8 protein-coding genes are annotated in these 14,137 nt (G+C 63.9%); 6 read left to right on the top strand and 2 right to left on the bottom strand.

What is annotated here, in order from left to right; translation table 11 throughout:
- Window positions 1-298: 298 nt before the first annotated feature.
- The 6 genes from AB5Y98_RS03030 (at window position 299) to AB5Y98_RS03005 (ending at window position 12,073) form a co-directional block, all read left to right on the top strand.
- Window positions 299-1,066, top strand: a complete 768-nt coding sequence (locus AB5Y98_RS03030) for a class III extradiol ring-cleavage dioxygenase (protein ID WP_042051193.1) — start codon at window positions 299-301, stop codon at window positions 1,064-1,066.
- A 251-nt stretch (window positions 1,067-1,317) separates the two neighbouring features.
- Window positions 1,318-6,201, top strand: a complete 4,884-nt coding sequence (locus tag AB5Y98_RS03025; RefSeq protein ID WP_368231302.1) for a PAS domain S-box protein — start codon at window positions 1,318-1,320, stop codon at window positions 6,199-6,201.
- Between the two features lie 11 nt (window positions 6,202-6,212).
- Complete coding sequence (locus AB5Y98_RS03020) at window positions 6,213-7,145, top strand: diguanylate cyclase (protein WP_368231301.1); 933 nt, start codon at window positions 6,213-6,215, stop codon at window positions 7,143-7,145.
- Window positions 7,146-7,343: 198 nt separating this feature from the next.
- On the top strand, window positions 7,344-10,598 hold the full coding sequence (locus AB5Y98_RS03015; protein WP_368231300.1) for a transporter substrate-binding domain-containing protein: 3,255 nt from the start codon (window positions 7,344-7,346) through the stop codon (window positions 10,596-10,598).
- Between the two features lie 190 nt (window positions 10,599-10,788).
- Window positions 10,789-11,466, top strand: a complete 678-nt coding sequence (locus tag AB5Y98_RS03010; RefSeq protein ID WP_368231299.1) for a Crp/Fnr family transcriptional regulator — start codon at window positions 10,789-10,791, stop codon at window positions 11,464-11,466.
- A gap of 67 nt (window positions 11,467-11,533) precedes the next feature.
- Window positions 11,534-12,073 (top strand): hypothetical protein, encoded by a 540-nt coding sequence (locus tag AB5Y98_RS03005; protein WP_268000644.1) that lies wholly within the window; start codon window positions 11,534-11,536, stop codon window positions 12,071-12,073.
- A gap of 53 nt (window positions 12,074-12,126) precedes the next feature.
- On the opposite strand, the gene tsgA is transcribed toward AB5Y98_RS03005, so the two are convergent.
- On the bottom strand, window positions 12,127-13,290 hold the full coding sequence (gene tsgA, locus AB5Y98_RS03000; RefSeq protein ID WP_005303068.1) for an MFS transporter TsgA: 1,164 nt from the start codon (window positions 13,288-13,290) through the stop codon (window positions 12,127-12,129).
- Between the two features lie 53 nt (window positions 13,291-13,343).
- Entirely contained in the window at window positions 13,344-14,045 is a 702-nt protein-coding gene (gene deoD, locus AB5Y98_RS02995; RefSeq protein WP_017780915.1) for a purine-nucleoside phosphorylase, read from the bottom strand.
- Window positions 14,046-14,137: the final 92 nt, after the last annotated feature.

The raw sequence follows: 14,137 nt of genomic DNA, 5'->3' as shown, positions 1-14,137 counted from the left end.
CCCACCCAGCGCCTGTGCTGATCTTCGATGTGGAGTTGCTGGGTATTCAGTAAATTGTTGATGGCAGGCCTGTCGCCTGTCTACTCCCCCAGGGCCGGCCACTGCGCCGGCCTTGTTATTGGTGATCTCTCCTCCTTCCCACCCATCACTATCAACCATTAGTGAACAGTACTTATCCATAAAGCAGGATTGTTAACTCATATTTCGAGACAGATAATGACCATATCGTCAGCGGCATGTCGCCCTGGCACACCGTTTTCGGTGCCCTGGCACCGGTACAACGCATATGGAGTCTGTCATGTCTATCGCCCCCGTCTGGTTCATCTCCCATGGCGCCCCGGATCTGGTTCTGCGCGACCAGCCGGCGACCCACTTCCTCAAAAGTCTGCGCCTTGGCGATCTCAAGGGGCTGGTGGTCATCTCGGCCCACTGGTTTACCCGCAGCGAGCTGCAGATCAACGTCGAGCCCAATCCGGCCTTGATGTACGACTTCTACGGTTTCCCCGAGCCGCTCTATCACATCCGCTGGCCGGCCAGCAGCCCGCTCTGGTTGCAGGAGGCGGTGAGTGACCAGCTGCTGCTGGCGGGCCTGCCCGCCGAGCCGGTGCGCCGCGAGCTGGATCACGGGGTCTGGTCGCCGCTCTCGCTGATGGATCCCGCCAGCAGCGTCCCGCTGGTGCAGCTCTCCATCCCGGCCAGCTTCACCCCGCGCCAGCTGTGGCAGCTGGGGGAGGCGCTGCAGCAGCTGCGTGCCCAGGGGATCGGCATCCTGGCCTCCGGCGCCATCACCCACAACCTGCGGGCACTGGGGCCGGAAAACTCGCCGGTGCCGGGCTGGGCCCGCAGTTTCGTCGACTGGCTGGAGTTGACCATGGCCGAGGGTGACAGAGCGGCGCTGGAAGATTACCGCGCCCGCGCGCCGGGGGCGGTGGAATCCCACCCTCACGACGATCACCTGCGCCCGCTGTTCGTGGCACTCGGCGCCGCCGGCCAGGACAAGCCGGTCAAACTGCACGACAGCTGGGATGGCGGCAGCCTCTACATGGGCTCCTACCGCTTTGCGTAGACGCGGCTGCCGTTCAGGCCAAGGCGTAGAGCAGGAGAATCGGATACAAGTGGCTGCGATCAGTGCTAAGTTATGTTGCAACCCATTTGATACCACTTTGAACCAACACAGAGCGCCGTCATTTGCGCTCTGTGTTTTGATTGCGGGATATCAGGGTTTACTTTCAATGCATTAACGCTACTCTGGCCAAAATGGCAGAATCGTCACATCGGGTGTGTTCTACGTCATCAGCGAGGCAAGGAGGCTTCAGCTTGCGCAATCACCACCCCTTTTTAGGGTTGAACCGCAGTGCAGGCCTGGTATTGCTCATCGGCCTGCTGCTCTCCCTGCTCGGCACCCTCCTCCTCCATTACAGCAATGACAAGCAGGTGCAAGCCAGCATCACGGCTGCCACGGAGCACGTCGCAGATACCGTCAAGGCGCGACTCGATCTGTATCAGTACGGTCTCAGAGGGGTACGTGGCGCCATCCTGACCGCCGGCGAACACGCCTTCAACAACGAGGACTTCGTTCGTTACAGCCTGACCAGGGATGTGGACAGTGAATTCCCCGGTGCCCGGGGTTTTGGCTTCATCAGGCGAGTGAAGGATGCCGAGCTCGACGACTTCATCCAGCGTGCCCGGCGAGATGGGAGGCCAGGTTTTACCCTTCAGCTGCTCTCGCCCTATCGGGGTGAACATTTCATCATCCAGTTTATCGAGCCGCTATCACGCAACAAGGCGGCCATCGGGCTGGACATCGCCTCGGAGCCCTCGCGCCGTGAGGCGGCCCTCGCCGCTATCCGCAGCGGTGAGGTACGGCTGACGCCCCCCATCACCCTGGTACAGGCCACGGGCAAGCCAAGGCAATCCTTTCTGATGCTGATGCCCATCTACCGCACCGTGACCACTCCAGCGACTCCCGAGGAGCGAGAGGCCGCCGGGTTTGGCTGGAGCTATACCCCCTTGCTGATGGAAGAGTTGCTGGACGCCCTGCATCTGGAGAGCCCGGCCTTTCACATCAGACTGATCGATGTGACCGACCCCCGGCATATCCAGCCCTTCTATACCAGTGCCATCGACCACGAGTCGCGCAATCCGCACCATATCACCATGTCCAGAGCCGCCGAGCGGGAAATTCATGGCCGCCGCTGGCAGATCAGGCTCGACGCCCACCCCCTGTTCGTGGCGCAGCTCAACCAGACCTCCCCCTATGTGGTGTTGTTCACCGGCGGCCTCTTCACTTTGCTGCTCACCCTGCTCGCGCGCATGCGGGCTCAGGGGCAACAGCAACGTCTGCAACTCATTGAGGAACAGGCCAGACTGGCCGCCATCGTGGCCGGTGCCAGTGACGGCATCATCGCCAAGACCCTGAACGGCGTCATCGTAAGCTGGAACAAGGGGGCCGAAGATCTGTTCGGTTACCCTGCCGGCGAGGCGCTGACCCGTACCGACAGTGCGCTGTTTCAGACGGATCACGACAGCGCCGGCGAGAAAGCGCTGCTCGCCGACCTCAGGCAGGGCGTCCGGATCCCGAGCTTCTCCGCCCGGCGTCGCCACAGGGACGGCCATCTGCTGGATCTCTCCATCTCCATCGCCCCCATCTATGACCATAGGGGCAAGCTGGTCGGCACCTCAGAGACCCTCCGGGACATCACTGCCCAGAAACAGGCAGAGGCCAAGATCCTGGAGCTCAACGCCAATCTGGAACATCAGGTGGCAGAGCGCACGGCTGAGCTGAGCAAGATCAACGTGTTATTGAGCAACGTCCTGCGCTCCGCCTCGGCAATCTCCATCATAGCGGCCGATCTGGAGGGCACCATCACCCTGTTCAACGAGGGGGCCGAGCAGTTGCTGGGATACAGCGCCGCCGACGTGGTCGGCAAGGAGACCCCCGGCATCTTCCACACCCGCGACGAGATGCAGGCCCGCAGCGTCGAGCTCAGCGCCCAGTACGGTGAGGAGATCAGCGGCTTCCAGGTGTTCGTCTACAAACCGGAACGGGAGGGGGCGGAGAGCCGGGAGTGGACCTATGTGCGCAAGGATGGCAGCCGCTTCCCCGTCACCCTGGTGATCACCGCCATCCGTGATGAACAGGGGCGCAGTCAGGGCTACCTTGGCATCGGCCTGGACATCACCGACAGCAAGGCGGCCGAAAAGAGGCTGGCCGAGAGTCTCGAGATCACCCGCGCCATCCTGGACACCGCCGTCAACCCCATCATGACCATGGATCCTGACGGCCGCATTCACTCCCTCAACCCGGCCGGTCAGACCGCCTTCGGCTATCAGGCCGGCGAGATCCAGGGCCGACAGGTGCAGACCCTGTTGCAAAGCAGCGATGGGCACGCGCTGGGTGAGGCTCCCCTCGGCGCCCTCAGCGACAGCCAGCTGGCCGCCCTGATGGAGAGGGAGTTTATCGGGCGGCGGCGCGATGGTAGCGAGTTCCCGCTGCAGATGTCGATCGGCCGGATGCAGGCGGCGGGCTCCAGCATGTTCGTCTGCATCATGACCGACATGACCCAGCAGTTGGCCCAGCGCAACGAGATCCTGTCAACCCGCGATCAGCTGCAGATGGCGGCCGACGTGGCCGAGCTGGGGATCTGGTCATGGGAGCTCGGCAGCAACGCCCTGAGCTGGAACAACCGCATGTTCGAGCTCTACGATCTGCCGCTGACGCTCAGGGACGAGGGGCTCAACTACCAGCACTGGGCAAACCGGGTGCACCCGGACGATCTGGCGGCCACCACCGCCAGCCTGAACCGCGCCGTGGCCGGCACCGGCATCTACGACCCCGTCTTTCGGGTGATGCAGGACAACGGCGATCACCGGGTGATCCAGGCCGGGGCCAAGGTGGAGCGGGACAGCAGCGGTCAGGCGCTGCGCGTCATCGGCTTCAACCGTGACATCACAGCCCAGACCGAGCTGGAGTCCCGCCTGCTCTATGCCAAGGAGCAGGCAGATGCCGCCAGCCAGACCAAGTCCTCCTTCCTCGCCAACATGAGCCACGAGATCCGCACCCCCCTCAACGCCGTGCTCGGCATGTTGCAGCTGATCCAGTACACAGAGCTCACCGCCCGCCAGCTCGACTACGTGGTCAAGGCGCACTCCGCGGCCAACTCCCTGCTGGGCTTGCTCAACGATATCCTCGACTACTCGAAGATCGAGGCCAGCAAGCTGCAGCTCGATCTGCACCCCTTCGACATCGAGTTGCTGATGCGGGACCTGGCCATCGTACTGGACGGCAACCAGCGCCAGAAAGAGATCGAGGTCATGTTCGATATCGACCCCCACCTGCCCAATCACCTGATCGGTGACAGCATGCGCCTGCAGCAGGTGCTCACCAACCTGGCGGGCAATGCCCTCAAGTTCACCATCAAGGGGCAGGTAGTGATCACCATGGCGCTGCTGGCCCGCCATGAGCAGACGGTCACCATCCGCGTGGCCGTCACCGACAGCGGCATCGGCATCAGCGCCCACCAGCTGGAGCGCATCTTCGAGAGTTTCACCCAGGCCGAGGCCTCCACCACCCGTCGCTTCGGCGGCTCCGGACTGGGGCTGGTGATCTGCAAACGCCTGCTCAAGCTGATGGGGGGAGAGCTGCGGGTCGAGAGTGAACCTGGCCGTGGCAGCCGCTTCTGGTTCGACATCACCCTGGCACAGGCCGCCCCCCAGTCTCTCAAGGAGGCCTGCCCGGACATGGCACCGCCACCCTACATTCTGGTGGTCGACGACAGCGAGCTGGCGGCAGAGCTGCTGCAACGCACCCTGCTGCAGCTCGGCTGGCAGGCCGAGCTGGTTCACTCGGGGGCCGAAGCCGTCCGCCGGGTCGGCGAAGCCCGTGCCCTGGGCCGTCCCTTCGACATAGTGCTGATGGACTGGAGCATGCCGGGCATGGATGGACTGAACGCCGCCGCCCAGATCCGGCAACAGGCCGGGCAAGACCCAGCCCCCGGAGTCATCATGGTCACCGCCTACGGCCACGAGGTGTTCACCGAGTCGCACCAGTCGGGCGCCACCCCCTTCGTCAGCCTGCTGACCAAACCCGTGACTCCCAAGCAGCTGGCAGAGGCCATCTATCAGGCCCTCCATGGCCAGGACGTCGCGCCCGCTCTCCCTTCCCAGCACACCCGCCGGCTGAGTGGTCTCACCCTGCTGGTGGTGGAGGACAATCTGCTCAACCGCCAGGTCGCCTGTGAGTTGCTGAGCTGCGAAGGGGCCAGGGTGCTGCTGGCCGAATGCGGGCGGGACGGGGTGGCCATGGTATTGCAGCAAGCCCCCTCGTTTGATGCGGTGCTGATCGACATGCAGATGCCGGATATTGACGGGCTGGAGGCCACCCGCCAGATCCGGGCCCACCCGCAGTTTGCCAACCTGCCCATCATCGCCATGACCGCCAATGCCTCGGAAGCGGATCGCCAGCTCTGCCTGGCTGCCGGCATGAATGAGCATGTGGGCAAGCCCATTGCCCTCGAACAGCTGGTCTCCACCCTGCTGGCCCAGCTTGGCAAGGCTGGCCAGCCAGCCCTTGCCCAGCCCCCGTCCCCCGCAGCCAGCGAAGCCCTGCTGGAGGCGGACTCCGTCATACGCCAGCGTTTTGACAACGATATCGAACTGCTGCAACGGATCCTGAGCCTGTTCGGCCCCGACATGGCAGAACAGCTGGAGGCCTTGCACCAGGCCATCGCCGCTGGCCAGGTCACGGAGGCCTGTCGCATATTGCACGCGATCAAGGGCAGTGCCAGCACCATGGGGGCCTGCCGACTGGCCACCCTGGCCAAGGCGCAGGAGCAGGCCCTGCTCCACGCCGACCAGTCGCAGGCCGCAGCGCTGCTGGCTGACGCCGGCTGGCTGCAGCTGTTGCAGGAGACGGTGCGGCTCAGCCTGGAGAGCCTCGACAAAACCTTCGCCCCGCCCCCCGATACCACCGCACCGCCGGCCGATGATGCCTTGTCCCTCGCCGAATGGCGGGAGGCCATGCAGCGCATCCTGACGCTGCTGGAAGATGGCAATCTGGCGGCGGTCGAGCTGACCGAGGCCCTGGCGCCCAAGACGCCGCCGCAGTTGCACGCCGCCTTTCACCAGTTTGCCGGCCTGATCGAGAATCTGGAGTTCGACGCCGCCCTCAAGTTGGGGAAATCCCTGTGCGTCAACCAATGATGGAGCCCAAGATGGTCCCCTGGAACCTGCCCACCAACCGTCGCCCCAAACTGCTGATCGTCGATGATCAGGCGATCAACATCAGGCTGCTGCACCAGCTCTTTCGCGAAGAGTGCGAGATCTTCATGGCCACCAGCGGGGAGCAGGCACTTGCCCTCTGCCGCAGCCTGCTGCCCGACCTTGTCTTGCTGGACGTCATCATGGACGGCATGAGTGGCCACGAAGTCTGCCAGCAACTCAAGGCGGATCCCGACACCCGGGATATTCCCGTCATCTTCGTCACGGCCCAGCAGGAGGAGACGGACGAAGAGTACGGCCTGGCCCTCGGCGCGGTGGATTTCATCAGCAAGCCCATCAGCCCCAACATCGTCAGGGCCAGGGTGAAGACCCACATCACCCTCAAGCTGCAGGGGGACTTGCTGCGCAACCTGGCCATGCTCGACGGCCTCACCGGCATACCGAACCGGCGCCAGTTCGATGATGAGCTGACGCGGCAGTGGCGCCAGGGTTGCCGGGACAACACCCCCCTCTCCCTCATCATGCTCGATGTCGATTATTTCAAGCGCTACAACGACCGCTATGGCCATCAGGCCGGCGATCACTGCCTGCAGGCCATCGCCGCCGTGCTGGCCGAGCGGCTGGGCAGGCCGCACGATCTGGTGGCCCGCTACGGCGGTGAGGAGTTTGCCTGCGTGCTGCCCAACCCCCCCCTGGCCAGCGCCGTCCATCTCGCCGACAGCATGTGCAGCGCCGTGCGCGAGCTGGCCATCGAGCACCTCGCCTCAGAGGTGGCCAGGGTGGTAACCATCTCCCTTGGCGTGGTCTGTGCCATCCCCAGCCAGACCGGCACGCCGCAACAGCTGCTGGAGGCGGCCGACCGCCAGCTCTACCGGGCCAAAGAGGCAGGACGGGCCAGAGTCGCCGCCGATGGCGAGGGGGGATGAGTCCTCTGCCGTGCCTGCCCCCTCTCCGAAACAGGAGTCAGGGCGGGCAGTTAGCAGGCCGCTGGCGAGTCCCGCCCCGCCAGCAGCCTTGCCGTTTGCACTGACAAACTGCTGATTAAAGGTTCATTGTGCGCCGCTCTTCGGTAGAATCGCCGCTTTCGATCACCATCCAACCGGCGGGAGGGGCACAATCTGGCAATGAACCTGATCCGACCCCTGCTGCTGCTCTGCCTGCTGCTGCCCCTCTGCGCCCAGGCGCTCACCCTGCACAGTCGCCCCTACCTGCAAAGCCCCCCGGCGCCCGCCAGCACGGCTGATCAGCCCTGGCTCGCCGAAATGACGGCGCTGCGAGTCGGGGTGCTGCGCCACGACTATCGCCCGTTCGCCATGATCGGGCCCGATGAGCACTTCGAGGGGATCGCCGCCGACTACCTCGACATCCTGGCCAGGGCGCTGCAAAAACCGGTGAAACTGCGGGCATTCAACGACACGCGCAGCGCGCTGGCGGCGCTGCGGGCCGGGGATCTCGACCTCGTCAACCTCGGCAACCTCAACCTCGGTGCGGCCGAACAGGCGGGCATCGCCCTCAGCCGGCGCTATTTCAGCAGTGCCCCCGTCTTCTCGGCCCTCGCTGCCGAACAGGGGCCGCTGCTGCTGCCGGGCCAGCGGGTCGCCACCGTGCGTGGCTACGTGAACGAGGCCGCCTTCAAGCGCTACTACCCGGATCTGGTACTGGTCAATTACCCCTCCAACGTGGCAGCCTTCGATGCGGTCTTCTTCGGCCACGAGCCGCTGCTGCTAAGCGACCCCCACTCTCTGCACTACCTCAACAGCGAGCGCTTCGACAAGATCCGCCAGCGCAGCCAGGCGCAGCCCGCCATTGCGGCGGACGGCTTTCGCTTCGCGGTGTCAGCCGCTCACCCCGGCTTGCTGGCCCTGCTCGACCAGACCCTGAAGGGGGTGAGCGACGTCACCCGCAGCCTCATCTTCAACCAGTGGAACGGCCCCATCCGCGACATCATCGAGCGCCCCGGCGATCTCTACAGCCGCGAGGAGCGCGCCTGGCTCGCCAGCGCCGGCCCGGTGAAGGTGTGGCTGATGGACGACCTCTACCCCTACGGGGTGCGCGACTACGACAACCAGCTCACCGGCATGTCGGTGGAGATGCTGGAGAAGATCAGCAAGCGCTCCGGCCTGCGCTTCGAGTTCGTCAATTACGGCTCGGAGCAGGCCCGCAAGGAGGCCCTGCTCAGGGGGGAGCTGGATCTCATCGGCGCCATCTCCCGCCCGGTGGCCGAGGGTTACCGGCTGCGCCCCTCCCTGCCCTACGCCACCGATGACATCTATGTGCTGGTGGCCCGCAAGGGGGATGCCTTAAGCGGCGATCTGGCACAGCTCGCCGGCAAACGGGTGGGCAGCACCATCTACAACCCCATCGCCAGAGAGCTTGGCGACAGCCAGGTGAGCTTTCTGGAGAGCGCCGACGAGGCGATGGAGGCGGTCAACGAGGGGCGCCTCGATGCCGCTATCGTGCCGCTCTATTTTGCCCAGCATGCGGTGGAGGGGGGCAGGCTTCAGCAGATCCGCATCGCCGGCCCCGCCGACGACCAGCCCATCCGGATGGGCTTTGCAGGCCTCTCCGCCAACCGGATGCTGATGGACATCATCGACAAGACCATCCTCTCCATCGCTCCCAATGAGCTGGCGATGATGAGCTACCAGTGGCGCAACCGCAAACTGCCGGCCCCCACCTTCATGGAGCGCAACGCCCCCTACTTCTACCTGCTGCTGGCGGGGCTGTGCGCCGTCGCCCTGCTGCTGTTTTACCGCAACCGCATGCTCAACCGGCTGGCCCGCTCGGAGCAGGCCTCCCGCCGCCAGCTGGAGGAGCACGTGCGCTTCATCGAGGCGCTCGGCGAGAGCCTGCCCCACCCCATAGTGGTGCGCGACAAGGGGGGCAAGGTGATCCTCTGCAACAGCAAGTACCTGGCCACCCTCAACGCCCCCATCGAGCGGGTGCTCGGCACCTCGTTTGCCGAGGGGCTCAAGGGGCTGCTCGGCGCCGAGGCCATCGCCGCTCTGGAGCAGGATTTTCAGCAGGTGCTGCGAAGCGGCAGCCCCATACTGTCGGATCGCATCTTCAGCCAGCGCGGCCCGCGCCAGTTCGTCTACCACTGGATGGTGCCCTATTTTGACTATCGCGGTGCCATCAGCGGGGTGATCAACGGCTGGATCGACATCACCGAGCGCAAGACCATGGAGGAGGCGCTGCGCCGCGCCAAGGAGCAGGCCGACCGCGCCAGCCGGGCCAAGAGCGACTTTCTGGCCACCATGAGCCACGAGATCCGCACCCCCATGAACGCCATCCTCGGCATGCTGGAGCTGGCGAGCCAGGATCCCGCCCTCGCCCGCCACACCGGCGAGCAGCTGCGCATCGCCTCCGAATCCGCCAACGGCCTGCTCGATCTCATCGGCGACGTACTGGATATCTCCAGCATCGAAGCGGGCCAGCTGACCCTCGCCCCCGAGCCGTGCGAGCTGGCGCCCCTGCTCCACTCGGTGGCCCGCGCCTGCAAGGGGATGGCCGAGCAGAAGGGGCTTGGCTACCGGGTCGAGTTGCCCCCCCTGCCGCGAGTGCTCATCGACCCGCTGCGCCTGCGCCAGATTGTCTTCAACCTGCTCGGCAACGCCATCAAGTTCACCGAGCGGGGGGAGGTGAGCCTGCAGGCCAGCCTCACGGGGAGCGCGGAGCAGCCGCTGCTGCACCTCATCATCCGCGACAGCGGGGTGGGCATCGCCCCCGACAAGCTGCCCGGGCTGTTCAGCCCCTTCTACCGCGCCCACGACCCCTACCAGTTCGCCGGCACCGGCCTTGGCCTCAATATCGCCCGCATGCTGTGCCAGCTGATGGGGGGCAAGATAGCGGTCAGCAGCGAGCTTGGCAGCGGCACCGAGCTCAGGATCCGGCTGCCCCTCACCCCGCTGGCCGCCCCCCACGAGCCCCTCGACGCCGCGTCGCCGCCGGCCGGGCCACTGCTTGTGCCCTCCCCCCGGCCGGTTGCGGCAACCCGGCTGCGGGTGCTGGTGGTGGACGACAACCACGCCAACCAGGTGCTGCTGCGCCAGCAGCTCAAACATCTGGGCCACGAGGTGAGCGTGCGCGGCAACGGCGCCGAGGCGCTGCGGGCCATCCAGAATCAGGACTTCGATCTCATCATCACCGACTGCCAGATGCCGCTGATGGATGGCTTCGAGCTGACCCGCCGCCTGCGCGCCCGCGGCCACACCCAGCCTATCTGGGGCTTCACCGCCCACGCCACAGCGCGCGAGCGGGAACTCTGCCTGGCCGCCGGCATGGACGACTGCCTCTACAAACCCATCGGGCTGGCCCGGCTGCGCACTGCCCTCGCCAGCCTCGAGCAGACCAATGCCGGCGCCCTGAGCCCGGTCTGATTATCTGGGCCGGATGGCGCGGGGCAGTGCTCCAACCGTATCCGCTCCAGCCGTGTCCACCCCAGTCCTGCCAGCCCGATCCCCGTCACACCCTCGCATGCTCACACCGGCCCTCTGCGCCTTCGGGCTGGAGTCTGCCAGCGGCAGGGTGTGTAATAGCCATTTGTGTTTGGCGACGACCCGGAACCCCATGCAACTCAAACCCCTTCTCAAGGGGCGCTTTCAGCCCCACTGGCAAGCCGGCCACGATCTCATCGAACAGGTGGTCAGCTCCTGCATCACGGAGCGGCGTCTCATCCCCGAGGGGGAGCCCCTGATGCGCCAGGGCGAACCGCTGCGGGATCTGGTGCTGGTCAAGAGCGGCCGCATCGCCATGGGCCACACCGCCATGAATGGCCGCCGCTTTCAGCTCGGCACTCTGGAGTGCGACCACCAGCTCTTTGGCGAGATGGAGTTCTTCACCGGCTACCGCTGCCAGCTCGACATCATCGCCGAGGAGCCGCTGGAAGTGGCCCGCATCGACGGCGAGCAGCTGGAGCAGGCGCTGGTCGCCCACCCCAGGGTGGCACTCTTCTTTGCCACCGCCATTGCCATCGACTATCAGGACACGGTAGATATCTTCACCTGCCGCATGCTCTACCCCATCAGCTACAACATCGCCCTCGACCTCTATCACAGCCACTGCCACCACAACCCGGTGAGCGGTTTTCGCAAGGGGTATCAGGAGGCGGAACGCTTCGGCACCACGGACAGAGTCTACCGGCGGGCGGTGAAAGAGCTGATGGACAAGGGATTGGTGGAGCGCGGTGAGGAGGGGTTGCAGATCCGCGATCTGGCGGGGCTCAAGGCCTTTCTGGAGCAGCTTTAACAGATTACCAGTTGATTGAAAAATCACCGACTCAGTTCACTTTACAAGCCGACTAATGAGAGGCTCTATGAACAATAAGACTGAAGACTACGCTGAACGTATTTCTAAAATGCCTAAAGATAAGGTTCAGATAATGCGTACGAATGCAGCACATAAAGGCCGTGAAGATATTGTGGCCCTATGCATTACCCGTCTTATGGAATTAGAAAAAATGGAACGTCTCACATTACGTGAGAAGGATTGGGAACCGGGCTGTATTGAGGATTTGATTCTTAAGGTACACGAGCGTTATGAGGCAGTAAAAAGCATGCAACTTGGTCGTAGGTTTGTGGCTACCCGAACCAGGCCAATGTTTGAACGTTGGGGAATTGTAGGCACAGCTGAAAGAACCGTCATTAAAGGTGCCTCTGGTGGTTTTGAGGCACTGGTTCGAGAAGGGGAAGCATCTTCAACATGGGAAGCCGTAATTGCTGCTTTTCCACATCATTTTAGTAAAGAAGCCTGTGTGGCTGCACATGAACGGCTTAATCACTTTCTTACACCAGATCAGATTGGCTCCATTATTAACGAACTCCGTGATGAATCAGAACGGCTCAAAAGAAAATGACTAACACAAAGAGGGGCGGTTTATACCGCCCCTCTTGCTGTTTACTCCCCCGCTCAGGCGAGACAGGGCTGAGGGCGGGCCATGCGCAGCGACGCCACCAGCATGGCGAGGATCACGCCGTAGATAAGCGGGATGGCGTACATTACCGCCTGCAGGCCGATCACCTGCTCGAACATGGCGCTGATGGCCGGGCTGAACATGGCTCCCGCGCTGCCGCTGATGAGGATATAAGAGACATTTTTGCTCGATGCCTGGCGCACAAACGACACCCCGTAGGCGATAAAGGCGTTGTAGAGCGCCGCACAGACAAAGCCGTAACCGTAGGTGAGGTATGGCAGCTGGCTCAGGTTGTCGGTGGTGACGATAAGCGCCGTCATCCCCATCGCCAGGGTGATGATCACCAACAGGAAGGTGCGGATCGCAATGCGGGTCACAATGGCGGTCGACACCAGCGCGCCGAGCAGAGCCGCCGTCCAGTACTGGGTGATGATGTTGCCCGCCTCCTCGAAGGGGATGCCGAACTTGTTCTTCACGAACATGGGCGCCCAGGTGAGGAAGGTGTAGAGCGCCAGCATGCCGAGAAAGAGCCCCAGCCCACCGCTGATGATGCCGAGGTTCCACTCCGAATGTTCGTTGCCGGCGCTCTCGCCGCCCGCCTCGCAGCTACGGAAGTTGGTCAGCACTGCCACCAGCATGGTCGCCAGCGCCACCACCCCCACCGCCAGATAGCTCCAGCTCCACGCCATGGCGTGAGTCAGGGTGTAGGTAGTGATAAGCGGGAAGACCACCCCGGCCACGTTGAAGGTGGCATCCTGCACCACCAGCATGGTGCTCTGCATCCGCGCCTGCCATACGCTCACCACCAGGGTCCCTGCAATGCAGAGCCCCACCCCGCCACACAGGCCAATCACCGTCATGGCCGCCATCACCACATAGAGCGAGCCGGTCAGATGGAGCGAGGCCGCCGCCAGCGCGATCAGGCCGTAGCAGAGCAGCGTCATCCGCTTGAGGCCCACCTTCTCGATGAGGAAGAAGGCGGCAATGGTGCCCGCCAGCGCCCCGCCGTTGAGCAGGGAGAAGATGGAGGCCACCTGATTGACGTCGGCGCCGAACTTGGCGGCGATGGGGTCGATCAGCATGCCGAACTGGGTCGCAAAACCGGCCATCACGAAGTTGGCCAGGAAGCTGATGGCAGTGAGGGAGAGCTTATTGTTCATATTGGATCTCTCTTGGGGTCAGGGTGCGTGCAGGGTTGGGCGGGCCGCGGCGCTTACAGCGCGGTGTGCAGCGCCAGCTCGATCATCTGGTTGAAGGAGAGCTGCCGCTCCTCGGCAGTGGTCTCTTCACCGGTCAAGCAGTGGTCGGAGACGGTCAGAATGGCGAGCGCCTCGATCCCCTGCTGATGGGCCAGCCCGTAGAGACCGGCCACCTCCATGTCGATACCGAGCACGCCGAACTTCTCCAGCGCCGGAATGAGGTTGTCGTCCGGATCGTAATAGAGGTCACCGGTGAAGATATTGCCCACCTTGACCGGAATCGCCTTCTCCTGCGCCTTGGTAAACGCCTTGTGCAGCAGGGCGAAATCGGCCGAGGTGGCCATCTGGTAACCGGCGCTGCGCTTGGCGTTGGTGGGGGAGTCGGTGCCCGCCGCCTGCGCCAGGATCACGTCACGCATCTGCACGTGGCGCTGGGTCGCCCCCAGACTGCCGATGCGGATGATCCGCTTGACCCCGAAGTCGTTCACCAGCTCGTGGGCGTAGAGCACCATGGAGGGGATCCCCATGCCGTGGCCCATCACCGAGATGCGCTGGCCATTGTAGTAGCCGGTGTAGCCCAGCATGTTGCGCACATTGGTCACCTCGCGCGCATCGGTCAGAAAGGTCTCGGCGATATAACGGGCCCGCAGCGGGTCCCCCGGCATGATGACGGTCTCGGCGAAATCGCCCGGGTTGGCATTGATATGAGCGGTCATTATTGTTGTGCTCCAGTTTGACTCGTGTGGATGAGGGCATCCTAGCCCCCGCCCCCTCGTCCCTTGCAGGACAAAAGTCCTGTTGTGCCGAT

The organism is Aeromonas sp. s3, from assembly GCF_040907805.1.
GTDB classification, from domain to species: domain Bacteria; phylum Pseudomonadota; class Gammaproteobacteria; order Enterobacterales; family Aeromonadaceae; genus Aeromonas; species Aeromonas dhakensis.
Note: the sequence above shows the minus strand (reverse complement) of the source record. Positions and strands in the feature narration are given on the sequence as shown.

What these genes read in the sequence shown, in the direction of transcription:
- deoD (WP_017780915.1), bottom strand. Translation starts at nt 14,045, where the DNA reads ATGACCGCTCATATCAATGCCAACCCGGGCGATTTCGCCGAGACCGTC.
- AB5Y98_RS03020 (WP_368231301.1), top strand. Translation starts at nt 6,213, where the DNA reads ATGGTCCCCTGGAACCTGCCCACCAACCGTCGCCCCAAACTGCTGATC.
- tsgA (WP_005303068.1), bottom strand. Translation starts at nt 13,290, where the DNA reads ATGAACAATAAGCTCTCCCTCACTGCCATCAGCTTCCTGGCCAACTTC.
- AB5Y98_RS03010 (WP_368231299.1), top strand. Translation starts at nt 10,789, where the DNA reads ATGCAACTCAAACCCCTTCTCAAGGGGCGCTTTCAGCCCCACTGGCAA.
- AB5Y98_RS03030 (WP_042051193.1), top strand. Translation starts at nt 299, where the DNA reads ATGTCTATCGCCCCCGTCTGGTTCATCTCCCATGGCGCCCCGGATCTG.
- AB5Y98_RS03015 (WP_368231300.1), top strand. Translation starts at nt 7,344, where the DNA reads ATGAACCTGATCCGACCCCTGCTGCTGCTCTGCCTGCTGCTGCCCCTC.
- AB5Y98_RS03005 (WP_268000644.1), top strand. Translation starts at nt 11,534, where the DNA reads ATGAACAATAAGACTGAAGACTACGCTGAACGTATTTCTAAAATGCCT.